Here is a 24,094-nt window from a genome sequence, read left to right on the forward strand (position 1 = left end):
CCATGACGGACACCCCGGCACGGCTGCTGAATCTGCTCTCGCTGCTGCAGACCCCGCGCGAGTGGCCCGGCAGTGAGCTGGCCGAACGGCTCGCGGTCAGCCCGCGGACGATCCGGCGCGACATCGACCGGCTGCGCGAGCTCGGCTACCCGGTCGAGGCCACCATGGGCGCGATCGGCGGCTACCGGCTGGTCGCGGGCGCGGCGATGCCCCCGCTGCTGCTGGACGACGAGGAGGCGGTGGCGATCGCGGTGGGGCTGCGGGCCGCGGCCGGCAACGCGGTCGGCGGCATCGAGGAGGCCTCGGTGCGGGCGCTGGCCAAGCTGCAGCAGGTGCTGCCGTCCCGGCTGCGGCACCGGGTCGGCACCCTGAGCGCGGCCACCGTCTCGCTGACCGGCTGGAGCGGCCCCACCGTGGACGCGGAGGTGCTGACCGTGCTCGCCTCCGGCACGGCCGGGCACGAGAAGCTGCGCTTCGGCTACACCGCCGCCGACCGGGCCGAGACCCGGCGGCTGGTCGAGCCGCACCGGCTGGTCACCTCGGGCCGCCGCTGGTACCTGGTGGCGTACGACGCGGACCGGGCCGACTGGCGGATCTTCCGGGTGGACCGGATCGTCGCCCCGCAGCTCACCGGCGCCCGGTTCGCCCCGCGCGAGCTGCCCGCGACCGACGCGGCCGCGTACGTCGCCGGGAAGCTGGCCGGGCTCACCCGCACCGTCCAGGCGGTGGCCACCCTGCACGCCCCGCTGGAGCAGATGGCGGCCCGGCTCGGCAGCGGCGCGGAACGGCTGGAACCGATCGGTCCTGACCGCTGCCTGCTGTACAGCAGGCCCGACTCACTGGAGTGGCTGGCCATCCGGCTCGCGACCCTGGGCTGCGAGTTCGAGCTGCACCAGCCCCCGGAGCTGGCCGAGCACCTGCGGGCGCTGGGGGCCAGGATCACCCGGGCGTCGGCGGACGCGCCGCCGCCGCCCCAGCAGACCCAGCAACCGCAGCAGACCCAGCAACCGCAGCCGACCCAGCAACCGCAGCCGACCCAGCAACCGCAGCAGTGAGCAGCCGCTACCAGCGGCGGCTCAGCAGCCGCTCCAGGAAGTTCGGCCGGTCCACCGGCAGCTCGCCCTCGGGCCGGTAGCGCAGCGTCCCGCTCTCCCAGTCGAGGTAGCCGCTGAGCCAGGCGCCCAGGCCCTCGGCGTAGTTCTCCACCGCGCGCCGCTCCCGCCCGGACAGCCCCAGCCCGTCGCACAGCTCGCCGACCCGGGCCGAGAGCCGGACGTACTCGTCGATCATCCACTGGGTCTCGGCGAGGACGGCCGCCCCGGCCTCCTCCACCCCGCACTGCCGCTGGTGCTGCATGATCACCACCAGGTTGTAGACGTCGCCGCGCGGCGCCTCCTTGGCGTAGGAGTGCACATCGTTGCTGAACGCGGGCGCGTCCGCCGCGAGTTGGCGCATCAGCCGGAGCTCGGGGCTGTGGTAGGCGGCGGCCGGGACCTCGGCCGCGAACCGCTCCAGCATGTCCAGCACGGTCTCGGTGCCGTCCGCCCCCCGGCGCAGCATCAGATACGCGGCCCGGTCCGGGACGGCGGGGGAGTGGCCGCCGCGCTCGGCCTCGGCCGCCCTGACCCGGCCCAGCGCCTCGCTGGGATGCGCCGCGAAGTACCACTCCCAGTTGCTCGCCGCCCGGGCCCGCCAGCGCGCCGACATCCCGTCCGAGCTGCGCCGCCACAGGTCGGCGAAGGAGGAGGCCACCGGTGACTCGCCCGCGCCCCTGAAGTCGCCGTGGGCGATCCGGATCAGGGTGTCGCAGATCCGGGACACCTCCTGCGGGCGGAAGCCCAGCTCGCTGTCGAACTGGTCGTCGAAGAGGAAGTAGAAACTGAACAGGTCGGTCGCCAGACAGAGCTGGTCCGCGTCCAGGGTCGGGAAGCTGCGTGCCGCCAGCCCGGGGACGTCCCAGCGGGCGTACAGGTCCACGGCCTTGGGATCCCGCAGCATGTCGTGCGACCTCAGCCAGCCGAGATTGTGCGCCTCGGCGGCGGCGCTGTGCGCATTGACTCTCCTGGGCAGCGGGACGGTCAACTCCATGCAGCGGTTCCCCTCGGTCCTCGTCGTGCGACAGTCGCCCCTCCAACCACCGCTACGGCTGATCTGAACGCTAGCGGAGGGAGATCAATACCTCGCAGTACTCAACCGGCCAACAGTTCAATTATCAACCTGCCCAGGCGAATCGACCCCATTCCCGGGCAGTCCGCCCGAACCCCTTCCAAGCTGCGTCGATGTCGATAGCCTGCAAGAGCTGTGAAAGCAAACGTCAGGGAGTGTGGCCGGTGACCGAGCGCGGACTGTACGAGCGGGAAGACCTCACCGCGCACGGGGAACTCGCGCTGGAGTCACTGAGCCAGGGGCTCGCCTCCGGGGCGACCGACCTCGGCAGCGTGCTGCTCTTCAGCGGCGAGGCCGGTCTCGGCAAGACCAGCCTGCTCGCCGAGCTCCGCCGGTCGGCCGCCGCGGCCGGCTGCACCGTGCTCTACGCCCGGGGCGGCGAGCAGCAGCGCAACGTCCCCTTCCATGTGGTCCGGCAGCTGATGCAGACCGCGCTGGCCCGGCTGACGCCCGATCAGCGGCATGAGCTGGAGGCCGTCTCCACCTCCTGGTACGCCATCGCCGCGCCCGCGATGGGCGCCGTCGCGCCGACCGCGGGGACGCTCTCCGACCCGCAGGGGGTCAGGGACGCCCTGGACTTCGTGGTCACCCAGCTCGCCTTCCTGCAGCGCCCGCTGGCGATCGTGGTGGACGACCTGCACTGGGCCGACACCGAGTCGCTGACCTGGCTGGCCTCCTTCGCGGCCCGGGTCCCGGTGCTGCCGATGCTGCTCGCGCTGGCCTTCCGCCCCGAGGAGCTGGAGCCGGCGGGCGCCCCGCTGCTCGACCACCGGATCGCCACCGCCGGCGGCCCGCTGGAGCTGCGCGCGCTCTCCCCGGGCGCGGTCGAGGCCCTGGTCCTGCGGGAGTTCGGGGCCGCGGCGGACCCGATGTTCGCCCGCGAGTGCTGGCACGTCACCACCGGCAACCCGTACCTGCTGGTCACCCTCTTCGCCAAGCTCAAGGACCGCAAGCTCAAGCCGGTCGAGGAGACCGTCCCGCTGATGCGGGAGCTGGTCGCGGCCGGACGCGGCCCGGCCATCGTCAGGCGGCTGGAGCGGCTCGGCACCGACACCCACTGGTTCGCCTACGCCGCCGCGATCCTGGACAACCGGATCGACCCGGACGTCGCCGGACGGGTGGCCGGGATCAGCCCCTCCGCCGCCAGGAACGCCATCGACCGGCTCCGCGAGGACCGCATCCTGCGCGAGGAGCAGGACGAACTCGGCCGTACCGTGCTGGAGTTCGTCCACCCCACCATTGCCACCGCGATCTACCAGTCGGTGCTGCTGCCGAGCATCCGCACCGCGATGCACGGCCAGGCCGCCGTCGAGGTGATCGCCTCGGGCCGGAGCCTCGCCGACGCGTCCAGGCACCTGCTGGAGATCCAGCCGGACGAGGACCTGCGGATGGTCGAGCAGCTCCGCGAGGCAGCCCGCCAGCACCTCACCATCGGCTCCCCCGAGGCCGCCAAGCGCTGCCTGGAGCGCGCGCTGCGCGAGCCCCCGGCCGACGAGGACCGGGCCGAGCTGCTGTTCGAGCTGGGCTGCTCCACCCTGCTGACCGCGCCGCCGGTCACCATCAACCACCTGCGCTCCGCGCTCACCACCACCCCGGGGCTGCGCCCCGACCACCGCGAGCAGGCGGTGCTGCGGCTGGGCCAGGCCCTCGGCCACAGCAACCAGATGGAGGAGGCGGTACGGGTCACCCTGGAGGAGATCACCCGGCTGCCGGCCGGCCTCGGCCGGACCAGGCTGGAGGCCGCCTCGTTCATGTGGCAGACCTTCCTGCGGGACGAGCCGGACGCCCAGGGACGCTCCCAGCAGCTGGCCGCCCTCTCCGCCGGCCTCAGCGGCACCGACTCCGGCGCCCGCGCGGTCCGGGTGCTGCGCGCCTTCGACCTGACCCAGCGCGGCGAGCAGACCACCGAGGCGCTGGACCTCGCCGCCTCCGCCTTCGACCGGCCCGGACGCCTCGCCGAGGGCCTGGGCTGGACCAACAGCGTCTGGGGCTTCGAGATCCCGGTCCTGCTCGGGCTCACCTACATCTACAACGACCGGCTCGACCTGGCCGCCGAGCTGTTCAACGACGCGGCCAACGAGTACACCGTGGCCGGCTGGAGCGGCGGCCACCTCGCCTTCGCCAACTTCATGCGCGGCCTGGTCGCCTTCCGCTGGGGCCGGCTCACCGACGCCGAGGAGGTGCTCAGGGACACCCTGGCCAAGTCCGACCGGCTGGGCCGGGACACCCCGCTGCAGTGGGACGTGGTCGGCGTCCTCTGCGACACCCTGCTGGCGATGGGCCGCGGCGCGGACGCCTTCGCGCTCGCCAAGGAGTACTCCTTCCAGCCCCCGTTCCCCAGCGTGATCGTGCTGCCGGACGCCCCCACCACCTACGGCCGGCTGCTGCTCGCGGCCGGCCGCCGGGAGGAGGGCGAGGCCCAGCTGGCCAAGGCGGGCGAGCAGCTGGACGCCAGGGGCTGGCACAACACGGTCTGGGCCCCCTGGGCCGGGCCGTTGGCCGAGTCCGTCGCCGACCGCGATCCGGCCAGGGCCCGCGTGCTCACCTCCGAGGCCCTGAAGCGGGCCGAGCGGATCGGCACCAACTCCGCGGTCGGCACCGCCCTGCGCTGGTGCGCGGCGGTCTCCGAGCCGCGGCTGGCGGTGGAGCTGCTGGCCCAGGCCGTGGACAAGCTGGGCCAGTCCCCGGCCGCGTACGAGTACGCGCTGGCGCTGGTCGACCAGGGCACCGCGCTGCGCCGGGTCGGCCGCCCCGGGGACGCGGCGGAGGCGCTGGAGCAGGGCATCGAGCTGGCGCTGCAGTGCGGCGCCGACGGCCTGGCCAGGCGCGGCCGCACCGAGCTGCTGGCGACCGGCGGCATCCGGCACCGGCTGCGGCTGGTGGCCGCGCGGATCCTGAACAAGCAGGAGCACGAGGCCGCGGTCCGGGTGGCGCAGGGCGTGCCGCAGCAGCGGATCGCGGAGGAGCTGGGCATCAGCGAGACCGAGGCCGGGCGGCTGCTGGCGTCGGCCTACCGCAAGGTCGGCACCGGTCCGGACGGGCTGGCGACGGCGCTGGGCCTGGACCCGGACGCGGAGCCCGAGCCGGAGGAATAGTCCGCAATCGACCACCGTTGTGCCGGACAGGTCATTCCCCTCAGCACCCAGGAAGCAGGGCAGCGCCGATGAGCACGCTGGAGCTCACCAAGGACAACTTCAACGAGGTCGTCGAAAAGAACGGCTTCGTCCTCGTCGACTTCTGGGCGTCCTGGTGCGGCCCGTGCCGGATGTTCGGCCCGATCTACGAGAAGGCCGCCGAGGGCAACCCCGACCTGGTCTTCGCCAAGGTCGACACCGAGGCGCAGCAGGAGCTGGCCGCCGCGTTCGAGATCAGCTCGATCCCGACGCTGATGATCATCCGCGACCGCACCGTGGTCTTCTCCCAGCCCGGAGCGCTGCCGGCGCCGGCCCTGGACGACCTGATCAAGCAGGCCCGGGCGCTGGACATGGACGAGGTCCGCCGCGAGACCGGCCAGACGCCTGCCGGGGCGGGCGCCGAGAGCGAGCAGGACGCCGCCGCCGAGTAGCGGCTCAGGCGCTACCGCCCGGCCGACCAGGAGCGGTGCGGGCGGTACTCGACAATGGTCAGCGCGATCGCCACATGGCGGTCCACCAGCTCGTCCAGGCTCAGCGGCCCGTCCGGCCGGAACCACTGGGCGACGGCGTTGCACAGGGCGATGACCGCCCGCCGTGCCTCGTCCGGGTACGGGGTGAGGAACAGTCCGTCCGCCACGCCCGCGTCGATGGCGTGGCGGAACAGGTTGGTGGCCTCGGCATGCCTGCTGCGGTAGCGGGCCAGCCGGTCCGGGTCGAGATTGCGCTCCTCGGACAGCAGGATGTTGCTCCGCGCCGGATGCTCCGCGCGGAACCTGGTGGTGGCGGCGACCACCGCGGAGAGCCGGTCGGCCGGCTCCTCGCCGACCCCGGACAGCGCGGCGGCGCAGGCCGCGAAGTAGGTGTCGAGCCCCTCTTCGAGCAGCGCGTACAACAGTTCCTGCTTGCCCGAGTAGTAGTGGTACATCGCCGAGAGGCTCATCCCGGCGCGCTGGGCGATGGCGCGGATCGAGGCGCTGCCGAAGCCCTGCTCGGAGAACTCCTGGCGGGCGGCCTCCAGCAGCGCGTCCTGTCCGGAGGGTCGCATGGGCGGTCCTTGCTGGGTTCGGGGTACGGGGGCATGAGGGGTAACTGATCGATCGTTCAGATCCTAGCCGGGATTTCCCGGTGCCGACCCGTTGAATGGCGTCCATCACATCACTCCCCGGGGCTGGACAGTGACCCCTGGCATCCGTAACTTAACGATCGTTCGAGTTGCAGACCTATGCCGGAGTCGTGCCCATGCCGTCAGAACCTGTGCCTTCGCCCGCCGCCGTCTTCCAGGACGGCCTCGCCCACGGCGAGCTCCGCTATCAGTGCTGCCGGTGGTGCGCCACCCGCTCCGCCCAGCTGAGCCTGCTCTGCTCGACCTGCGGCGGCAGCGACTTCAGCTGGGAACGCAGCAGCGGCCAGGGCCGGATCCACCGGATCCCCGAGGGCTCCGGCGCGGGCCAGGTGGAGCGCACCGCCGTGGTCGAGCTGGACGAGGGCTTCCGGATGAACGCGCAGCTCGCCGCCGTCCCGGCGCACCGGCTCTGGCCCGGCGCGACGGTGCGGCTGGAGGTCGCCGACCAGGGCGGCGCGCTCCGGCCGATGTTCCGCCCGGTCGCTGCCTGAGCCGGTCGCTGCCTGAGCCCGTCGCTGCCCGAGCCCGTCGCGGCCGGAGCGGGTCGCTGCCTGAGTAAGAGCTGGGAGTGAGCTGGGCGAGATCCAGCCGGGGGGAACCACCGGGGCACTGTGACTGTCGGTACATTCATACGGTCACTTCGTCCAAGGACGGTCGCTCTGATGCTCAGTACCACCCGCCGTGCAGCCACGGCTCTCGCGGCCACCGCGATCATGACCGCAGGCCTGGTGGCCGGCGCCTCCACCGCCTCGGCCAAGTCGGAGCTGACGATCGGGGCGCGCTCAAGCGCGGTCGCGCTCGGCGGCACCATCCGGCTGCAGGCCAGCGGGGGCTCCGACGACTTCGGCGCGGCGCCGGTCCTGCTCTGCGTCGACGAACGCAGCGGCACCGGCCGGGCGGCCGGCTGGCACCGGCTCAGGTGCACCTCCCACTACCGGCTGGCGCTGGACGTCCCGGCCGCGCAGCGCGGCACCGTCGCCTTCCGGGCGCAGCTGGTCGTCCGGCCCGCGGCGCACCGCTGGGTCGTCGACCGTACCTCCAGGACGGTGACCGTCCGGATCCGCTGACGCCGCCTCCCCCGTGCCCCGTACGCAGCAGCCCCGGTGGCGGGCGGCGTACCGGTCACCTTTGCTGAGGGGAAGTCAGATTCCAGCGGAGGGGACGCCTGTGAGCGTGACGACGGGCGTGCCCAGGGCTCCGGAACGGCCGCGGCACCGGCTCCGCTCCGCGCTGGCTGCGCTGCTGGTGGTGGTCGGCTGCGTCCTCGCGCCGCTCTGCGTGGTGGCGGTCTGGGTCAGCGACGAGGTCGGCGACACCGACCGCTATGTGGCCACGATGGCCCCGCTCGCCGCCGACCCGGCGATCCAGGACGCGGTGGCCGACCGGGTCACCACGGCGCTGACCCAGCAGCTGGACCTGCCCGGGAGGATCGACGCCGCGGCCGAGGACCTGCCGCCCCGGCTGGGCGCCCTGGTGGACGAGCTGAGCGAGCCGATCGCCGGCGGGGTCGAGGACTTCGTCCACAAGGCGGCGCTCGCAGTGGTCCGGAGCGATGCCTTCGAGACCTTCTGGACCACGGCCAACCGGGCCGCCCACAACGCCGTCGACACCTTTCTGACCGGGAAGAACGAGGGCCCGGTGCAGACCAACGGCGCCGAGGTGGTGATCGACCTCGGCCCGGTGGTGGAGCGGGTCAAGCAGGCCCTGGTGGACCAGGGCTTCGCGCTCGCGGCCAAGGTGCCCGAGGTGCACACCCAGTACGTGCTGGCCAGTTCGACCGCGGTGCCCAAGCTGCAGAAGGGCTTCAGCCTGCTGCGGACCCTGGGCGTCTGGCTCCCGGTGATCGTGCTGGCGCTGCTGGCGGCCGGCGTGGCGCTCGCGGTCCGGCGCAGGCGCTGCCTGCTGGCCGCCGCGCTGGGGCTGTGCGCCGGGATGGCGCTGCTGGCGCTGGGGCTCGCGGTGGGCCGGCACGTCTTCCTGGGCGGCCTCCCCGACTCGGTGTCGGTCCCGGCCGCCGCGGCGGTCTTCGACACCGTGGTCCACTTCATCAGGACCACGCTGTGGACGGTGTTCGGCCTGGCCGCCCTGATCGCCCTCGGCGCCTGGCTGTTGGGCCCGAGTGGGCCCGCCGTGGCCCTGCGCTCACGGGTGCGCCGCTGACCCTCGGTCAGAACCGGTGACAGAACTGTGGCCTGCGGGACTGCGGAGATGTCAGTGACAGTGGGTACTGTGCTTAGCAGGTGTGGGACACAGCGTCGATCCCACCTGGGATGTCCGTTCGAAGAACGGGCAGGGAACCAGGAGAGGTCGCGGTGCCGTCCCGTACGGCACAGGAACGGAGCACGCCATGTCGACTGCACTGGAAACAACCTCCCTCGCCACCTGTCGTCTCTGCCCTCCCGGCGGCGGAGCGGTGGTGGCGATGTACTCGGGCGACGGTCCGGCCCGCAGGGCCGAGAGCCGTGCCTGGGAGGAGACCTGCGCGAGCGGGATCACCCACCACGACCACTACGACCCGGAGCTGGACGCCTTCGTGGTGATCCGCCCACGCGGCTAGCGCCGCTGCGAGACGGCGCCGGGGGGACGAACGGGAACGGCTGGAGGCCGGCAGCCCCATCTGCTGCCGGCCTCTGCTGACCCTCTCCGGTCCGCTCACGCACCCACCCGCTCCGGCGCTGGTGGAGCGGGGCGGTGCGGTGAGCTGACCGGGGGTGCCGTGCTCCTGCTCGGGGGGTTAGTAGTAGAGATCCACCGCCGATCGGTAGCTGTTGCTCGCCACCGTCGCCGTCGCCGTTCCGATGCCCAGACACATAAAGGCTGCCAGCGCGGTGAATGCCACGAAGGTCCGCAAACGGGACACGCGATCTCCCTGTAGATGAATGCCTGAAGTCAAAGGCAAGTGGTGACGGAGGGCTGGCCGACCCCGACCGTCGATCCTGACGTCGCCTGCTCAGCATTCACTAACAAGTCGATAAAGTTCCATCTCGATCGTCAAATATCCCTCATATGGGGCCAGTAACCGATAGATCACACTTTTCAAGGTCAGCTGTTCCGGCGCTGGCGCGGGCCCGGGGTCGGATCCAGAAACACCTTCCCAACTGCGGGAAAGCGCTCGCGGAGGTGGTTCTCCGCGTCCTCACAGGCCCACTCGATCGCCTCCGCGGTCGCCGCACTGCGAAAGTCGACTTTCGCGGCGACCAGCACATTGTTGGGCCCCTCCATGATGGTGACCAGGTCGAGCACGGAGATCACGTCCGGCAGGTCCAGCAGGATCCGCTCCACCTCCCGCTCCATCGAGGCCGGGATCGAACGGCCGATCAGCATGGTCGCGTTGGACCGTCCCAGGACGAAGGCCACCCAGCCCAGCAGCAGGCCGATGCAGAGCGAGGAGATGCCGTCCCAGACGCCGGAGCCGGTCAGCTGGCCGCCCAGCAGGCCGCCGGCCGCCAGCACCAGGCCGATCAGCGCCGCCGAGTCCTCCAGCACCACGGCCTTCACGGTGGTGTCGGGGGTGTGCTGGAGGTAGGTGGTGGTGGCGACCTCGTGCCGGTCGGCCTCGCCCCGTGCCTGCTTCAGCCCCTTCAGCAGCGAGCTGCCCTCCAGCAGGAAGGCCAGCGCCAGCACGATGTAGGAGACCAGCGGATTGCCGAGCTCCTCGCCGTGGGTCAGCGTGTGCACCCCGTTGGTGATCGAGAACACCGCGCCGCCGACGAAGGTCGCCACCGAGGCGAACATGGCCCAGATGTAGCGCTCCCGCCCGTACCCCAGCGGATGGCCCGCGTCGGCCGGCTTCTCGCTGCGCTTCAGCGCGGTCAGCAGCAGCACCTCGGTCAGGGTGTCCGCGAGCGAGTGCGCCGCCTCCGACATCATCGCGCCGGAGCCGCTGATCAGCCCGCCGACCGCCTTGGCCAGTGCGATGGCCAGATTGGCCGCGCCGGCCACCAGGACGGTCGCCGTACTCTCCTCGTTCCCACTGCCCTCGTTCTCGCCGTCCTTCTCGCCGTCCTTGTTCTCGCTGTCGTCGTTCGCACTGCTCATAGCCATGCAGTATGTCCCGTAATAGAGAGATATAAGACAGTTCTGGTGTGCGTCGGCTGTGGCGATCAGGCAAGGTGGTGACCAGCGGGGAAGCCCCACCACAGACGGTTCGACGAGGAGCAGCGGGTGCCGGAGGACAGCGAAGCACGGGGGTCGGTTACCCCCGGACTCCTCGGCCATGCGGAACCTGTCGGCACCACCCCGGCCTCGCTGGAACAGAGCCCCGCCGAAACCGACCCCGACACCACGCCTTTCGGCCCGCCTGCCGCCCAGCCCGCCGAACCGTCCCCCGCCCCGCCGAAGCCGGCGCCGGTCGACCTGCTGAAGCAGTTCGACGACTGGTCCGAGCTCGGCCACACCCCCGCCGCCGGCATCGGCGTCACCGCGCTGCGGGTCGGCGCCCCCGGTGCCGCCCCCTGGCCGGACCGGATGCGCACGCTGCTGCGCACCCCCATGTCCGAACGCCCCGCGTTCGAGCGCAGCCGGGTCGCCGAGCCCTCCGAGGTCGGCCCCAACGTCCCCCGGGTGCTCGACCTGACGCTCCGTATCGGTGAGCTGCTGCTCGCCAGCGGCGAGAGCGCCGAGGACGTCGAGGCCGCCATGCTCGGCGTCAGCCACGCGTACCACCTGGACCGCTGCGAGCCCCAGGTCACCTTCACGCTGATCTCCATCTCCTACCAGCCCTCACTGGTGGACCCCCGGTCACCGCCTCCCGGGTGGTCCGCCGCCGCGGCTCCGACTACACCCGGTTGGCCTCGGTGTACCGGTTGGTCGCCGACATCACCGGGGAGCACGCCAGCGTCGAGGACGCCTACCGCCGGCTCGCCGAGATCCGCCGGAACCGGCACCCCTACCCCGGCTGGGTGCTGTCGCTGGCCACCGGGCTGCTCGCGGGCTCGGCGACGGTGCTGGTCGGCGGCAAGTCGGATGTGCAGGCCCTGCTGGTGTTCGCCGCCGCCTTCGTGGCCTCGGTCATCGGCGACCGGCTGGCCTGGATGGTGGCCTCCCGCGGGCTGCCGGAGTTCTACCAGTTCGTGGTCGCCGCGATGCCGGCCGCCGCGATGGGCGTGGTGCTGACCCTGAGCGACTACAACCTCCGCGGCTCGGTGGTGATCACCGGTGGGCTGTACGCGCTGCTGCCGGGACGCGCCCTGGTCGCCGCCGTCGCCGACGGGCTCACCGGCTTCTACATCACCGCCGCCGCCCGGCTGCTCGAGGTCCTCTACCTGGTGGTCGGCATCGTCCTCGGCGTGCTGCTGGTGCTCTACCTGGGGGTCAGGGTCAATGCCTCGCTGCACCCCGAGCAGACCTTCGCCGCCGCCCCCTACCCGGCCCTGCAGCTTCCCGCCGCGATGGCGCTGACCCTGTTCTTCGCCGTGCTGCTGCAGAGCAGCCGCCGGGTGCTGCCGGTGGTCACCGTCTTCGGCGGCATCGGCTGGACCGTGTTCGGGGTGCTCACCGCCCAGGCCCACGTCTCACCGATCATCGCCACCGGCATCGCGGCCGGGATGGTCGGACTTTTCGGCGAGCTGGCCTCGCGCTACCGTTACGCCTCCTCGCTGCCGTACGTCACCGCCGCGCTCGGTCCGCTGATGCCGGGATCGGTGATCTACCTGGGGCTGCTCTCGCTGGCCAAGGGCGAGCCGCTGGCCGGACTGGTCTCGATCAGCCGGGCCGCCGCGATCGCGCTGGCGCTGGCGGTCGGGGTCAACCTCGGCGGCGAGGTGGCCCGGCTGTTCCTGCAGGTTCCGCAGGGCGACGGGCCCGAGATCGTCCGCCGCGCGGCCAAGCGCACCCGCGGCTTCTGAGGCAGAGAGGGGGACAGCGCATGTGGGACCACTTCTGGGCCGGCTACCAGCACCACATCCAGGACCCCGGCAAGCAGCCGCTGTTCCTGGTCCTGGTCGGCTTCATCGGCTCGTTCCTGTTCATCCGCTTCAGCGTCCGCATGATCCGGCGCGAGGCCCGCTGGTGGCCCGGCAACGTCACCCCCGGCGGCCTGCACATCCACCATGTGGTCTTCGGGCTGTTCTTCCTGCTGCTCGGCGGCATCGGCGCCTTCGCCACCGCCGGCACCCACCCCTGGCTGGACATTTTCGGCCTGCTCTTCGGCATCGGCTGCGGCCTGGTGCTGGACGAGTTCGCGCTGCTGCTGCACCTGGAGGACGTCTACTGGAGCGAGCAGGGCCGCAAGTCGGTGGACGCGGTGATCATCGGCATCCTGTTCACCGGGCTGCTGCTGGTCGGCTACCTCCCGCTGGGTGTCACCCCGGACAGCAACCCGCGCTGGGGGCTGATCGGGATCATCTGCGCCAATGCGCTGTTCACCGTGGCCACCCTGCTCAAGGGGAAGTTCTGGAGCGGGATGCTCGGCATCATGGTCCCCGGCGTCTCCTGGATCAGCGCGGTCCGGCTGGCCCGCCCCAACAGCCCCTGGGCCCGCTGGCGCTACACCGGCCGTCCGCGCAAGTACGCCAGGGCCCGCCGCCGGGAGGCCCGCTGGCACCGCCGCGCCGACATTGCCCGGCAGTGGCTGTTCGACCTGATCGCGGGCAAGCCCACCCCGGCCGGAGCCCGGCCCACCCGGGCCCATCTGCTGGCCGAGCGGATGGCCGAACGGGTGGCGGCCCGGCTCGAACGCCGTCCGCACCCCGCCTACCTGCCGCTGGACGAGCAGCGGGTGCGGCGGCTGGCCCGGCTGAACCGGCTGGCCGCGCGCCGTGCCGCCAGCATCGACCTCGGCCCGCACCGCAGCCCGCCCCGGCCCCCGGCCGCCGCCGTCCCGACCGCGGCCCAGCGCTCGCGCCGCCGGGCGGAGGCCACCACCCGCCGCCGCACCACAGCCGCAGGCCGCCCCCGGCCGGGGCGCCGCCGCGCGGGCTGACGGTCGGGCCGGCCCGACTGACGGTCGGCTTCAATGACGGTCGGGCCGGCTGACGGTCTCGGAAGGCGCGGGCTGACGGTCCGTCACTCACACGGCGGCCCCACCCTGCGCGGTCGCTGCCGCCGTGCCAACACTGGGGTGTCCGGGTCCGCACAACGGGAGGCCGACCGAGTGCCAAGCAAGCCCCGCCGCCGTACGTCCGTCCTCCTCGCCGCCGCGCTTGCCCTGCTCACCGCCGTCCTTCCGTCCGCGGCGGGACCGTTCACCGGCACCGCCGCAGCCGACGACCCGTCAGCCTCCACCACCCCGGCCGTCCCGGCTGCCCCCTCCGCGCCGTCCGGCCCCTCGGCGCCGTCCGCGCCTTCGGCGGCGCAGGTGCAGGCGGCCCAGGACGCCGCCGGGCAGCGCGCTGCGGAGGTCACCGCGGTCCAGGCCCAGCTCGCCGCCGCCCAGCAGGCCGCGCAGGACCTGGACATCCAGGCCGAGCAGGCAGTCGAGGCCTACAACGGCGCCCGGGTGCGCCAGCAGCAGGCCGAGGCCGAGTCGGTCCGGACGGCCGCCGAGGCCACGGCCGCCGCCGCCCGCCGGGAGACGGCCCGTCAGGCCGCCGCGGCGCTGGCCGCCGCCCAGTACCGGCTGGGGCTGCCGCCCTCGCTCGCGGTGGTCCAGGGGCTGATGACCGTTCAGGACCTGCACGCCGCCGGTATCCAGGAGCAGGCCCTGCACGCGGTCGAGGGGCAGGACCGTGCCGTCGTGGACGCCGCGACCAGCACCGCCGCGGCCGCCGCCACCGCCTCGGTCACGGCCGCCCTGGCCGCCTCGGACGCCAGGGACGCGACCGCCGCGGTCCAGCAGGCGGCGGACCAGGTCCAGGCCCGGCTGACCGCGCAGCGCGCCGAGGTCACCCGCATCGACGCCCAGCACACCGCGCTGCTCGCCAGACTCGCCGCCGCCCAGCAGATCTCGGTCGCCCTGGCCGCGCAGCGCCAGCAGGCCCTCGCCGCGGCAGCCGCCAAGGCCAGGGCGGACGCCGCCGCGGCAGCCGCCGCCCGCCAGTCCGCCGACGCCGCCCAGGCCCAGGCCGCCCAGGCCGGCTCCGGTTCCGGCTCTGGTTCCGGCCCGTCCACCCCGTACCACTCCGGTGACGCCTCGGCCGCCGTCTCCTTCGCCCGGGCCCAGCTCGGCCTCCCCTACGTCTGGGGCGGCGCGGGCCCCGACGTCTTCGACTGCTCCGGCCTCACCATGCGCGCCTGGGAGCACGCCGGCGTCGAACTGCCCCACTTCGCCGCCGACCAGTACGCCCAGTCCACCCCGCTCTCCTACCGCCGGCTCCAGCCCGGCGACCTGGTCTTCTGGTCCCACGACGGCACCCCGCAGGACATCTACCACGTCGCCATTTACCTCGGCGACGACCAGATGATCGAAGCCCCCGCACCGGCGACGTGGTCAAGGTGGCCAGCCTCTGGATCATGGGCACCCCCGACTTCTACGCCCGCCCCCACTGATGCCGGCACCCTGTTGTAGGGACTCATCGCACTTTGCGCTTTCTCATCGGTTCTTCGCCTACTTTGCGCGGGGCGAAGAACCGATGAGACAACTGCGCCGACGGCGGCTGGCTTCGCGAGCAATCAGCGAGGGTGTGCCGGGAGTCGGCCATCGAGCATGGGTGTCCGGTCTCGCTGGTTCGGGCGGCGTCTCGTCTGTCTCGGTTGGAAGCCGGCCGATTCTCGGCGGACCTGACACTCTGCGCCCGATTTCTACCTTTCGGGGCAGATTGAGTCTCATCGGTTCTGGCTTGTCTCACCCGAGTGTGTTGACCCCGGTCGTGTCACCCGACCGGACCGCGGACCAGCCCAGTCAGAGCACGAACGGGTGGTCAGCGGAGAATGATCGGCATGGCAGCCACAGCTCCCGCATCCCACCTGGTCACGACAGCAGCCCGCGAGGCACTTCGGCCCCTGGGTCTTCAGCAGCGCGGAAGGTCGCGAACCTGGATCGACGACCACGGATGGTGGCTGGGCATCGTCGAGTTCCAGCCCGGCCGCAACGAGGGCAGCTATCTGAACGTCGGCGTGATGTGGTTGTGGCAGGACAGAGATCATCTGGCATTCGACTTCGGCGGCCGCGAGCCCGGGTTCGAGCGGTTCGTGAACCCCACCCAGTTCGCCCTCGGCGCGCAAAACCTCGCGCGGCGAGCCGCCGACCTGGCGCTGGAAAACCGGGCCAGGTTCAGTGACCTGCCCTCCACCACCGACTTCCTGACCTCGCAGAAGCCTCGCCCCGGCTACTTCTGGGACAGCTACCACGCCGGGATCGCCGCCGGACTGACCGGTGATCCCACCACAGCGCGGCGACGCCTGGACCAGGCCCTGGCCGAGGACGCCTTCGCGCCTTGGATGGTCCAAGCTCAGGAGTCCGCCCGGCACCTGCACGCCCTGGCAAAGGACCCCGAAGCCTTCCGGGACTGGGCGACGAACGCCACCACCTCCTGCAGGCAGCAGCTCAAGCTCCAAACGTGGGAGGAGACAGCGGCCAGCGGCAGCTACTGGAACTGAACCGCGCCCCGAAACTCCCATGCCCAGTGAGAATCGCACCGATGGCGTCTCAGCCGAGCTGACGCACCACAGCTCAAGGCCTACACACCCGCCATGATCCATGAGACATCCGATCCCTTGGGATCGGGTCCCCCGCCTCATGGCTCTTCGGCCTCGACCAAAATCTCACCCAGATCTGACGCCTCGCAAGTCAGAGCGCATTCGGATGAAGTGCTCGATGAGACGGGACAATTGGGTCTCCTGGGCGGATGGCCACCCGCTAGTCCGGTGGTCGCTGGAGGAGCTGTCGGGACGACTCGAAGCCCAGCCGTTCATACACCGGCACTGCCCTGCGGCCGGAATGGACCGTCACGCGAAGGGACCCGCGGTGTGTCGCATGTTCCGAAGCAGCCTCCACGAGCGCCGAGGCGATGCCCTGGCCGCGATGCTCCGGCAGGACGAAGACGGTCTGAATGTCTGCGGACAGCCGACGTGTCGCTCCGGGTCTCGGTATGCGTGGGACGAGCGCGACCCAGGCCATGCCGACGATCTCCGGTCGGAGAAGCCGGGCCACGAACGCCAGGTGCGACTCCTGGTGGGCGGCCCACCACTGCGCGAGCTCCGCTGTGAATGCCTCAACTGACTGCTGTGCTGACTCCTCGTGGTGGGTGTCCAGCCACAACAGCCGTGCCAGGCCTGCAACGTCGTCCGCGTCTGCCTGGCTGATCATCACGAGTTGAGTCTAGCCAGGGCTTGTGAGTCATCGATGGTTGTGCCGGCCGACCTGCTGTCCTCGGTTCGGCTCGATGAGGTGAAGGTTCGCTATCGCAGTGGTCAGGGCCGGTTCGCGGACACGTGGTTGGACCGGCTGTCGGTCGATGACGTGTTGGCGGGGATGCCGGTGCGCGAGGTGCGCTGGTTTCGGGGGCGGGCCAGCTACTCGGGTTGGTAGTGGTCCTCGACCGCTGGCGGGCACGTGATCTATGAGAGCCGTCTGGAACTGGCCCGCATCCTGCTTGCCGATCAGGACCCGGGCGTGGTGGCGATCGCGGCTCAGCCGTTGCTGTTGGAGTGGTTCGACGGCACGCGGATCACGCTGCGTAACGTTCGCACGGGCGCCTTCAGCGCGGTGTCGTTCGCCCGGCTCGCGGCGGGTGTCCGTATGGAGCCGGTCGGCGAGCCGGGGGTGGTGACCGACGCGGTCGCGCTCGCCGCACTGTCGAACGGGCAGCGCGAGGAGGTCAAGGAACGGGCCGGGCACATTCGCGAGGTCCTGTCCGGGTTCCGATCCGGTTTTGCCGAGCTGGCCGCGCCGGGCGAGCCGCGCCCGCTGTTCGCTCCGGAACTGGCTGTCTCGGAGCGCATCGCCGCGAAGTCCGGCGAACTGGGCGTCTCCACGCGGACCCTGAACCGGTGGATCGCCGCCTACCACCAGGCCGGCGTCGCCGGGCTGGTGGACCTGAGGTTGCTCAAGGGTCGTGCGACACGGGTGGATCCGCGCTGGGACGCGGCGGTCCGCGAGGTCCAGTCGCGGCGGCGGGACCAGGTGCAGTCCAGCCGCCGGTTCCGTGTCAGGCTCCGGCGCGGGCAGGGGCAGGGCCGGGCGGTCTGCGGAGATCCGCAGCGCCATCCGCCGCTCGCGGCGGCCGTTGACCGCCCCCTTCTCCCACCGCTCCAGCAACTGCGACAGCGCCTGTGACGACCGGTTCGCCGAGCCTGTTCAGCCTCTCCCGCAAGGAGGTCTGGCGGCGCTTCCGGTGAGCCACCTCCTAATGACGTTGTCAAGCCGCAACTGTGACCGGGAGTCGACTTTGGAAGCACTGTCCGTCACGGATCAGGGCCCATATGACGTTGACGCGTCGGCGGGCCAGGGCGAGGACGGCCTGCGTGTGGCGTTGGCCTTCGGCGCGCTTGCGTTCGTAGAAGCGGCGGGATTCCTCGCAGCTGCGGATGCTGATGAGTGCGGAGGTGTAGAACACGCGTTGCAGCCCGCGGTGGTAGCGCCGGGGGCGGTGCAGGTTGCCGCTGACGTTGCCGGAGTCGCGCGGCACCGGGGCGACTCCGGCGAAGCTGGCCAGGTGGTCGGCGCTGCCGAAACGACTCATGTCGCCGGCGGTTGCGGCCAGGAACTCCGCTCCCAGCAGCGGGCCGATGCCGGGCATGCTGGCGATCACACCGTGGGTGCCCTGGTCGCCATCACCGAAGACGACCACATCAACCGACAAGCCCATGACCACAGTCGATCACGGCTCGGGAGCACCGGTCCACACAGCCCCATTAACCACGCCCCGACCTTCGACAAGCCTCACATGAAGACCCCGAGGCCACGCGATCTGAAGAGAACGACAGATCGGCTGGACAACACGGCCGACAAGTCACCCGGACGACGACCCAGCGCCGCACGTCACCACGTCACCGACCGACAGATCAAGTCGGAACCTACACACCCACCGGCACCGCGTCAGACGTGAAGGGTGCCATCCAAGATGGTGACGGCGTTTCCGGTGAGGCGGACGCGGTCGCTGCTCAGAGCCGTCCGCACCAGGCCGCTGCGTCTGGACACCTGGAGGCCCGTGAGTTCCTCGCGGCCGAGACGTGCCGACCAGTACGGGGCGAGCGTGGTGTGGGCGCTGCCGGTGACCGGATCCTCGGGGATGCCCTTGGCCGGGGCGAAGAAGCGGGAGACGAAGTCGTGGCCCACGGCGGCCTCGGCGGCGGGGGCCGTGACGATGATGCCGCGCAGTCCCTCGCGGTTCGTCAGGTCGGCCACGGCGTCCAGATCTGGCGTGAGGGCCCGGACCGTGGCCTCGTCGGCGAAGATCGCCAGCAGGTCACCGAGGCCGTCGGAGCGGAAGGCGGCCTCGGCGACAGCCCCCAGGGCCCTGAAAAGACCATCCGGTAGGGGCACCGTCGTGCCTGGGGCCGCCGGGAAGTCGAGTGTGATGGCGCCCTCCGCGTCGGCGTGGGTGACGAGGACGCCGTGGTGCCGGCTCAGAAACCGAACGGCTCCGACGAGGCCCTTCTCGGCGCGTAGCGCGTGCGCGGTGGCGAGCGTGGCGTGGCCGCACAGGTCGGCCTCGACCAGCGGGGTGAACCAGCGGATGGCCCAGTCGGCCTCGGTCGAAGCGGGCAGCGGAAGGGCGAACGCGGTCTCGGGGTGGTTCATCTCGGCCGCGATCCGCTGCATCCACGCTGCCTCCGGCCACGGTCCGGCAGGCAGCAGGCACACGGCGGCCGGGTTCCCGGAGAAGGGACGATCGGTGAAGGCGTCGACAACGTAAAGGCGCATGTCGGGACCGTAGCGGTGGCAAGACCTGCGCGGCCAAGGCCAATCCGAAGCAGCTGGACTGACGTGGCAACGAGGAAAGCGCAAAGGTGGTGAGACAAAACCCGCGCAACTTCAGCGAGACCACCCACGACAGCCCGGCTCATCCTGACGCGGACGAAGATCGCTACGAATCCCCACCGGCTGAACCGGTCACGGGCGCGGCGTCGTCCAGCGGGTCTCGATCCGGCCGTGCTTCATCCGGCCGACCAGGCGGATGTGCAGCGTCTGCGGGGTGTCGTCGCCCGCGTCCCTGCTGATCTCCAGTTGGCCGTGCCGCACTGCCAGCCCGTTGGCGTCGACCACCATGCCCGGCGCGAGGACCAGCTCCACGGTGCCGCCGCTCACCCGTAGTTCGACGACCAGGTCGGGGCCGCTGCGCACCGCGGTGGTCAGGTCCAGCGTGACCTGGCTCCATGCGGTGCGGAGTGCCAGCCGGTGCGGGAGCGTCCAGTCGCCGTCGCGGCGCACCGTGCCGTGCTTCTCCCTGATGGTGATCAGCTCCGCAGCCGGCTCGGCCTGGCGAGCCGGCGTTGTGGCGCGTGACGGCGCGAGCGCGACGTCGAGGCCCGGCGCTGCGGCCAGATCGGCGGTGAGCGGAGTCAGAGCGTCGAAGGTGCGGGCAGCCAGCGCCGCGTCCACCCGCTCCTCGAACTCGGCCGGGTCGAGCCGCCCGTCGACGACGGCGGAGCGCAGCGTCTCGATGACCCGATCACGGTCCGCGTCGGACGCGCGCAGCGCGGGCGAGCTGGACGGGTCTGCCGGCATCCGGACTCCTCGGTAGTGATGCGGTGACACCACAGCCACCAGTAACCACGCTATATCGCGAGTCAACGGCAATCAACGACAGGCGGTTCACCGCGCTCCGACGGCGGTCCTGGTGTAGAGGTCCGCGTTGCCTTCGAGCGGTGCGGTTCTGACGACGGTGAGCCGCTCGATCAGCCAGCGTGTGCTGGTTCTGCGCAGGCGCAGCTCCCAGGTGCCGCGCATGACGCAGACCGCGTCCCGCGGGTCGGGTGCGGCGGCGAGGTGGTGGTAGGCCAGCACGTGGGCCCGGCAGGAGGCCTGGTCGGCATCGGCATCGGCGGCGCCGTCGAGGTCGAGGTCGAGGTCGATGATGAGGTTCGCGGTGAGGTGGTGGGTGGCGGTGAAGCCGTCGGCGACGCCGCGCGCATGGGCGACGAAGTCCTCGGCACTGATCTCGCCGGCCGGCACGCCGAGGTGCCTGGACAGGTCGAGGTGGACGCGTTCGGCGAGCAGGGAGCGCAGCCCGGCCCAGTCGCAGGCGTCCTGCGCGGCGGCGAGTCGGGAGACGGCTTCGGCGACCGCGAGCCGGTCGGCGTGGGGTTCGGTGCTGGTCACGGCGTACCTCCGGGTGAGGGCGGGTCAGTGTTCGAGCGGGAGGGCGACCTGCCCGGGGTGGCGCGGGTTCTCGGCCTCGTCGAGCATGGCCGCGGCTACCGTCTGCCGGCTCACCCGGGCCGGGAAGAAGCGCTTCGGTGCGCCGTCGAGGCCGACGGTGCGTCGGTCGGGGCTGAGCGGCCCGTTGGACAGCGGCCCGGCGTGGAAGACCGTGCCGCCGGCTTCGAGCACGGTGGCGTCCGCGGTGACCTTGTCGACGAGTTCCGCCCCCATCGCCTTGAGCAGGGTGCGGGTGGCGAATCCGGAGGCCTGCGCGGACGGGCCGGTGCCGTAGGCGCCCAGCCAGACGATCCGCCCGGGATCGGCGTCGGTGCCGGCGTCGGCGTCGGCGTCGGTCAGGGCGCGGGCCTCGGCCAGGGCACGGGCGCCGGCGGTGAGCGTGCCGGGCTCGTCCCCCTTGGCCACGCCGAGCCCGGACAGCACGACCTCGCTGCCGCGCAGCGCGGCGGCGACGACGGACTGCGGATCGCGCACGTCGGCGGCCACGCGGGTCAGCCGCGGGTGGTCCGGGACGGTGATCCGCGCGGGGGTACGGGCGATGGCGGTGACGGTGTGCCCGCGTTCGAGGGCCTGGCGGGTCAGCGCGAGCCCGGTGGCGCCGGAGGCGGCGAGGATGGCGATATGCATGTCGGTCCCTTGGTGACGGGTTGGATGGAAGGTCGAAGGCTGCGGCCGGTCAGGCCAGCGGGGCGAGCACCTGGACGGCCGCGGCGTGCAGGCCGGGGGCGGTGGCCAGGACGGTGTCGCTGCCCGGGCTCCACGGGCTGCCGTCGATCCGGGTGACCACGCCGCCCGCCTCGGTGATCATCAGGGCGCCTGCGGCGACCCCCGGCAGCGTGGGCTCGTACTGCCAGAACACGTCGTGGTGCCCGGCGGCCACCAGCAGCATCGGGAAGGTCGAGGGCACGCTCGCGCGCACCAGCAGCGCCCGGTGCAGCATCGCGGTGATCGAGCGGCCGATCCGCTCGTAGGTGCCGGCCTGGTCGGCCTCGGCCTGGCCGGTGTCCACGATCGCGGCGTTCAGCTCGCTCTTGGCGGACACCCGCAGCGCCGCGCCGTTCAACTGCGCTCCGCCGCCGCGCAGCGCGGTGTAGGTGAGATCGCCCACCGGCTGGCGGACGACGGCCAGCACCGGCTCCCCGTCGCGCACCAGCGCCACGGTCACCGCCCATTCCGGCAGCCCGTGCACGTGGTTGACGTTGCCCTCGACCTCGTCGACCACCCACCATTCGCCCGGCGGCAGCGCGGTGGTCTCGTGATCCTCCGTCAGCCACTCCGCACCGGGCCGCAGCGCCGTCAGCGTCGGCCGCAGGATGTCGAGCGAGACCTCGCTGTCGGCGCTCCCGGCGCGGAACATCCCGGCGCGGTCGGCCGGTCGCGCCGCGACGGAGTACCGGGCCTCCAAGGCGCGACCGGCCTCGGTGGCGACCTCGACCACCGCGGCGAGCAGCGCGCGGTCCTCGGCCGAAGCACTGCTGCTGAGGGAAGGTGTGATGGTCATGGTGGGACCTCATTCAGAGCGACGGACCGGCCTGCCCGATCCGGACTCCTCCGACGCTAGGGTCCCGGACAGATGATTGCCAGTGCACTCTTGTAAGGGCAGGAGTTACCCTGGTGCATGTGGATCTGAACCTGCTGGTCGCGCTGGACGCCCTGCTCGAAGAGAACAGCGTCGCCGCCGCCGCCGACCGCCTGCACCTGTCCCCGCCGGCGATGAGCCGCACCCTCGCGCGCATCCGCAAGGCGACCGGCGACGACATCCTGGTGCGCACCGGCCGCACCATGACCCCGACCCCCCGCGCCCTGCAACTGCGGGACGAGGCACGGGAACTGGTCCTGCGCGCCCGCGCCGTGCTCACCCCGGTGACCACGCTCGACCTGGCACACCTGGAACGCAGCTTCACCCTCCGCTGCCACGACGCCCTGGTCACGGCCCTGGCCCCGGCGCTGATCAGCACCGTGGCGCAAACCGCGCCCCGGGTGGCGATCCGCTTCCTCGCCGAACCCTCCGCCGACGTCGCCGACCTCAGCCGCGGGCAGACCGACCTCGAGGTCGGCGCCGCCGCGCCGGACCGACCCGAGATCGCCACCCGCACGCTGGGCGCCGACCGCATGGTGGCGGTCATGCGCCGGGACAACCCGCTGGCCGAGGGCGAACTGACTCCGCAACGCTTCGCCCGGGCCCAGCACGTCACCGTCTCCCGCCGGGGCCGCCTGTCCGGCCCGATCGACGACGCGCTCGCGGCGCTCGGCCTACGGCGTCACGTCAGCGCCGCACTCCCCACCACGGGCGCCGCACTCGACCTGATCGCCCGCACCGAAGCCGTGGCGGTGGTCGCCGAACAGGTCTGCCGACCGCTCTGGACCACCCTGGGCCTGCACGCCCGCGTGCTCCCCTTCGAGGTTCCCCCCGTCCCGCTGATCGTCGCCTGGCACCACCGCTACGACACCGACCCCGCCCACGCCTGGCTCCGCACCCACGCCATCCACACCCTGCGCACCCTCGTCGACGCGAGCGCCCCGGGTGCCGCCGATCCGTCCCAGCAGTGACTGATCGGCGGAAGTCCACGGTCAGATGCCGAGACCGCCCACGACGTGTGTCTCCTGCCGGGTGAACTCACCCGTCAGCAGCGGCATGACCCTGCCGATGGCAGCCCGCGCCTCGGGGAGCTGCAGCGACGCGTCGTGGTGCGCTTTGCTCGCCCACACCTCGCTCACCCACACGGTGTCCTCGTCGGTGGCCGATTCGGTGACGACATAGAGATCGCATCCCGCTGCGCGCAGCCCGTCGGCGCCGTCCACCAGTACGGCGACGACCTCCGCACGGTGACCGGGTCTGACCTTCATGGAACCGATGTAGCCGTAGCGCACAGCACTCCTCCTTGCGCGGCAGTCTGTCGAGGTATTGAATATTCAGTAAGTTCTGAATATACACAACGGAGTGTGACGCCAGTGGATCGGGAAGCCAGGCAGGCGTACGCCGAGGAGTTCGGCCTGCTCTACTCCACCATGGGCATGCCGCCCGCCTATGGGAAGCTCCTGGGCTGGCTGATGATCTGCGATCCGCCGAGCCAGACCAGCACCGAGCTGGCCGAGGCGCTCCAGCTGTCCAAGGGCTCGGTGTCCACCGGCATGCGGATGCTGGAGGGCGCCAAACTCGCCCGGCGGGTCACCCGGCCGGGGCAGCGCGGGCACGCCTACGAGGTGCTGCCCGACGCACTGATCACCGGGACCATGAACGGCAGGGCCGTCTGGGCGGCCATGAGCGTGCTGATGGCCAGGGGCGTCGAGCTGATCGGCGACGAGGACGCGCCCGAGGCCCGCCGAGTGCGCATCGCGAGGGACTTCTTCGCCTTCATCGCGGAACGGGTGCCGGACCTGGTCGAGGAGTTCAAGCGGGACAACGGGCTGTGACCGAAGCAGGCAGCGTGACCGAAGCAGGCAGTCCGACGGATCCAGGCAGAGGGA

Annotated in this window: 24 protein-coding genes and 2 pseudogenes; 15 read left to right on the top strand and 11 right to left on the bottom strand. The window is 71.9% G+C overall.

Annotated features, from left to right (window positions below):
• Positions 1–2: 2 nt before the first annotated feature.
• Positions 3–1,055, top strand: a complete 1,053-nt coding sequence (locus tag ACXKR8_RS29070) for a helix-turn-helix transcriptional regulator (protein ID WP_458267536.1) — start codon at positions 3–5, stop codon at positions 1,053–1,055.
• Between the two features lie 7 nt (positions 1,056–1,062).
• On the opposite strand, the gene ACXKR8_RS29075 is transcribed toward ACXKR8_RS29070, so the two are convergent.
• Entirely contained in the window at positions 1,063–2,088 is a 1,026-nt protein-coding gene (locus ACXKR8_RS29075; protein WP_458267537.1) for a terpene synthase family protein, read from the bottom strand.
• Positions 2,089–2,330: 242 nt separating this feature from the next.
• On the opposite strand from ACXKR8_RS29075, the gene ACXKR8_RS29080 reads away from it, so the two are divergent.
• The gene (locus tag ACXKR8_RS29080) at positions 2,331–5,261 is read left to right on the top strand and encodes an ATP-binding protein (protein WP_458267538.1); all 2,931 of its coding nucleotides are present in this window, start codon (positions 2,331–2,333) and stop codon (positions 5,259–5,261) included.
• Between the two features lie 68 nt (positions 5,262–5,329).
• Positions 5,330–5,731, top strand: a complete 402-nt coding sequence (gene trxA / locus ACXKR8_RS29085) for a thioredoxin (protein ID WP_458267539.1) — start codon at positions 5,330–5,332, stop codon at positions 5,729–5,731.
• Positions 5,732–5,742: 11 nt separating this feature from the next.
• Here trxA and ACXKR8_RS29090 read toward each other — a convergent pair whose 3' ends face one another.
• Positions 5,743–6,345 carry a TetR family transcriptional regulator gene (locus tag ACXKR8_RS29090; RefSeq protein WP_458267540.1) on the bottom strand — a complete coding sequence of 201 codons (603 nt, stop codon included), beginning with the start codon at positions 6,343–6,345 and terminating at the stop codon, positions 5,743–5,745.
• A 194-nt stretch (positions 6,346–6,539) separates the two neighbouring features.
• On the opposite strand from ACXKR8_RS29090, the gene ACXKR8_RS29095 reads away from it, so the two are divergent.
• From ACXKR8_RS29095 to ACXKR8_RS29110, 4 genes are all read left to right on the top strand, one after another.
• Positions 6,540–6,914, top strand: coding sequence for a Zn-ribbon domain-containing OB-fold protein (locus ACXKR8_RS29095; protein WP_458267541.1), 375 nt, complete (start codon positions 6,540–6,542; stop codon positions 6,912–6,914).
• A gap of 171 nt (positions 6,915–7,085) precedes the next feature.
• Positions 7,086–7,490, top strand: coding sequence for a hypothetical protein (locus ACXKR8_RS29100; RefSeq protein WP_458267542.1), 405 nt, complete (start codon positions 7,086–7,088; stop codon positions 7,488–7,490).
• Between the two features lie 100 nt (positions 7,491–7,590).
• Entirely contained in the window at positions 7,591–8,583 is a 993-nt protein-coding gene (locus ACXKR8_RS29105) for a hypothetical protein (protein WP_458267543.1), read from the top strand.
• A gap of 187 nt (positions 8,584–8,770) precedes the next feature.
• Positions 8,771–8,980: a hypothetical protein gene (locus ACXKR8_RS29110; RefSeq protein ID WP_458267544.1), complete on the top strand. Its 210-nt coding sequence runs from the start codon at positions 8,771–8,773 to the stop codon at positions 8,978–8,980.
• 485 nt (positions 8,981–9,465) lie between these two features.
• On the opposite strand, the gene ACXKR8_RS29115 is transcribed toward ACXKR8_RS29110, so the two are convergent.
• Complete coding sequence (locus ACXKR8_RS29115) at positions 9,466–10,461, bottom strand: cation diffusion facilitator family transporter (protein ID WP_458267545.1); 996 nt, start codon at positions 10,459–10,461, stop codon at positions 9,466–9,468.
• A gap of 126 nt (positions 10,462–10,587) precedes the next feature.
• Between ACXKR8_RS29115 and ACXKR8_RS29120 the strand changes: the two are divergent.
• From ACXKR8_RS29120 to ACXKR8_RS29135, 4 genes and pseudogenes are all read left to right on the top strand, one after another.
• Positions 10,588–12,269, top strand: a pseudogene (locus ACXKR8_RS29120) (threonine/serine exporter family protein).
• A gap of 20 nt (positions 12,270–12,289) precedes the next feature.
• The gene (locus tag ACXKR8_RS29125; protein WP_458267547.1) at positions 12,290–13,345 is read left to right on the top strand and encodes a hypothetical protein; all 1,056 of its coding nucleotides are present in this window, start codon (positions 12,290–12,292) and stop codon (positions 13,343–13,345) included.
• Positions 13,346–13,516: 171 nt separating this feature from the next.
• Positions 13,517–14,869, top strand: coding sequence for a C40 family peptidase (locus ACXKR8_RS29130; RefSeq protein ID WP_462099907.1), 1,353 nt, complete (start codon positions 13,517–13,519; stop codon positions 14,867–14,869).
• 371 nt (positions 14,870–15,240) lie between these two features.
• Entirely contained in the window at positions 15,241–15,900 is a 660-nt protein-coding gene (locus ACXKR8_RS29135; protein ID WP_458267549.1) for a hypothetical protein, read from the top strand.
• Between the two features lie 259 nt (positions 15,901–16,159).
• Here ACXKR8_RS29135 and ACXKR8_RS29140 read toward each other — a convergent pair whose 3' ends face one another.
• Entirely contained in the window at positions 16,160–16,609 is a 450-nt protein-coding gene (locus tag ACXKR8_RS29140) for a GNAT family N-acetyltransferase (protein ID WP_458275100.1), read from the bottom strand.
• Between the two features lie 36 nt (positions 16,610–16,645).
• Between ACXKR8_RS29140 and ACXKR8_RS29145 the strand changes: the two genes are divergently transcribed.
• Both ACXKR8_RS29145 and ACXKR8_RS29150 read left to right on the top strand, forming a co-directional pair.
• A complete protein-coding gene (locus ACXKR8_RS29145) occupies positions 16,646–16,831 on the top strand; it encodes a hypothetical protein (protein WP_458267550.1) in 186 nt (61 codons plus the stop codon).
• Between the two features lie 24 nt (positions 16,832–16,855).
• Complete coding sequence (locus ACXKR8_RS29150; protein WP_458267551.1) at positions 16,856–17,578, top strand: hypothetical protein; 723 nt, start codon at positions 16,856–16,858, stop codon at positions 17,576–17,578.
• Positions 17,579–17,660: 82 nt separating this feature from the next.
• On the opposite strand, the pseudogene ACXKR8_RS29155 reads toward ACXKR8_RS29150, so the two are convergent.
• From ACXKR8_RS29155 to ACXKR8_RS29180, 6 genes and pseudogenes are all read right to left on the bottom strand, one after another.
• A pseudogene (locus ACXKR8_RS29155) lies at positions 17,661–18,053 on the bottom strand (transposase); the annotation flags it as partial.
• 287 nt (positions 18,054–18,340) lie between these two features.
• Positions 18,341–19,168, bottom strand: coding sequence for a PhzF family phenazine biosynthesis protein (locus ACXKR8_RS29160; protein WP_458267552.1), 828 nt, complete (start codon positions 19,166–19,168; stop codon positions 18,341–18,343).
• 189 nt (positions 19,169–19,357) lie between these two features.
• Complete coding sequence (locus tag ACXKR8_RS29165) at positions 19,358–19,972, bottom strand: DUF1707 SHOCT-like domain-containing protein (RefSeq protein WP_458267553.1); 615 nt, start codon at positions 19,970–19,972, stop codon at positions 19,358–19,360.
• A gap of 87 nt (positions 19,973–20,059) precedes the next feature.
• Entirely contained in the window at positions 20,060–20,566 is a 507-nt protein-coding gene (locus ACXKR8_RS29170) for a nuclear transport factor 2 family protein (protein ID WP_458267554.1), read from the bottom strand.
• Positions 20,567–20,590: 24 nt separating this feature from the next.
• Positions 20,591–21,253, bottom strand: coding sequence for an NAD(P)-dependent oxidoreductase (locus tag ACXKR8_RS29175; RefSeq protein WP_462099908.1), 663 nt, complete (start codon positions 21,251–21,253; stop codon positions 20,591–20,593).
• A gap of 49 nt (positions 21,254–21,302) precedes the next feature.
• Entirely contained in the window at positions 21,303–22,127 is an 825-nt protein-coding gene (locus tag ACXKR8_RS29180) for an inositol monophosphatase family protein (protein WP_458267556.1), read from the bottom strand.
• 119 nt (positions 22,128–22,246) lie between these two features.
• Between ACXKR8_RS29180 and ACXKR8_RS29185 the strand changes: the two genes are divergently transcribed.
• Positions 22,247–23,176, top strand: coding sequence for a LysR family transcriptional regulator (locus ACXKR8_RS29185; RefSeq protein WP_458267557.1), 930 nt, complete (start codon positions 22,247–22,249; stop codon positions 23,174–23,176).
• Positions 23,177–23,197: 21 nt separating this feature from the next.
• Here ACXKR8_RS29185 and ACXKR8_RS29190 read toward each other — a convergent pair whose 3' ends face one another.
• Positions 23,198–23,497, bottom strand: a complete 300-nt coding sequence (locus tag ACXKR8_RS29190) for a putative quinol monooxygenase (protein WP_458267558.1) — start codon at positions 23,495–23,497, stop codon at positions 23,198–23,200.
• A gap of 81 nt (positions 23,498–23,578) precedes the next feature.
• Here ACXKR8_RS29190 and ACXKR8_RS29195 point away from each other — a divergent pair, with 81 nt between their 5' ends.
• A complete protein-coding gene (locus ACXKR8_RS29195) occupies positions 23,579–24,040 on the top strand; it encodes a GbsR/MarR family transcriptional regulator (RefSeq protein WP_462099909.1) in 462 nt (153 codons plus the stop codon).
• Positions 24,041–24,094: the final 54 nt, after the last annotated feature.

It is taken from the genome of Streptacidiphilus sp. PAMC 29251 (assembly GCF_054208735.2).

Coding starts and splice junctions, on each gene's coding strand:
- ACXKR8_RS29125 (WP_458267547.1), top strand. CDS start 12,290: ATGTGGGACCACTTCTGGGCCGGCTACCAGCACCACATCCAGGACCCC.
- ACXKR8_RS29135 (WP_458267549.1), top strand. CDS start 15,241: ATGGCAGCCACAGCTCCCGCATCCCACCTGGTCACGACAGCAGCCCGC.
- ACXKR8_RS29115 (WP_458267545.1), bottom strand. CDS start 10,461: ATGAGCAGTGCGAACGACGACAGCGAGAACAAGGACGGCGAGAAGGAC.
- trxA (WP_458267539.1), top strand. CDS start 5,330: ATGAGCACGCTGGAGCTCACCAAGGACAACTTCAACGAGGTCGTCGAA.
- ACXKR8_RS29100 (WP_458267542.1), top strand. CDS start 7,086: ATGCTCAGTACCACCCGCCGTGCAGCCACGGCTCTCGCGGCCACCGCG.
- ACXKR8_RS29075 (WP_458267537.1), bottom strand. CDS start 2,088: ATGGAGTTGACCGTCCCGCTGCCCAGGAGAGTCAATGCGCACAGCGCC.
- ACXKR8_RS29145 (WP_458267550.1), top strand. CDS start 16,646: ATGGTTGTGCCGGCCGACCTGCTGTCCTCGGTTCGGCTCGATGAGGTG.
- ACXKR8_RS29070 (WP_458267536.1), top strand. CDS start 3: ATGACGGACACCCCGGCACGGCTGCTGAATCTGCTCTCGCTGCTGCAG.
- ACXKR8_RS29140 (WP_458275100.1), bottom strand. CDS start 16,609: ATGATCAGCCAGGCAGACGCGGACGACGTTGCAGGCCTGGCACGGCTG.
- ACXKR8_RS29180 (WP_458267556.1), bottom strand. CDS start 22,127: ATGACCATCACACCTTCCCTCAGCAGCAGTGCTTCGGCCGAGGACCGC.
- ACXKR8_RS29175 (WP_462099908.1), bottom strand. CDS start 21,253: ATGCATATCGCCATCCTCGCCGCCTCCGGCGCCACCGGGCTCGCGCTG.
- ACXKR8_RS29165 (WP_458267553.1), bottom strand. CDS start 19,972: ATGCCGGCAGACCCGTCCAGCTCGCCCGCGCTGCGCGCGTCCGACGCG.
- ACXKR8_RS29110 (WP_458267544.1), top strand. CDS start 8,771: ATGTCGACTGCACTGGAAACAACCTCCCTCGCCACCTGTCGTCTCTGC.
- ACXKR8_RS29090 (WP_458267540.1), bottom strand. CDS start 6,345: ATGCGACCCTCCGGACAGGACGCGCTGCTGGAGGCCGCCCGCCAGGAG.
- ACXKR8_RS29160 (WP_458267552.1), bottom strand. CDS start 19,168: ATGCGCCTTTACGTTGTCGACGCCTTCACCGATCGTCCCTTCTCCGGG.
- ACXKR8_RS29095 (WP_458267541.1), top strand. CDS start 6,540: ATGCCGTCAGAACCTGTGCCTTCGCCCGCCGCCGTCTTCCAGGACGGC.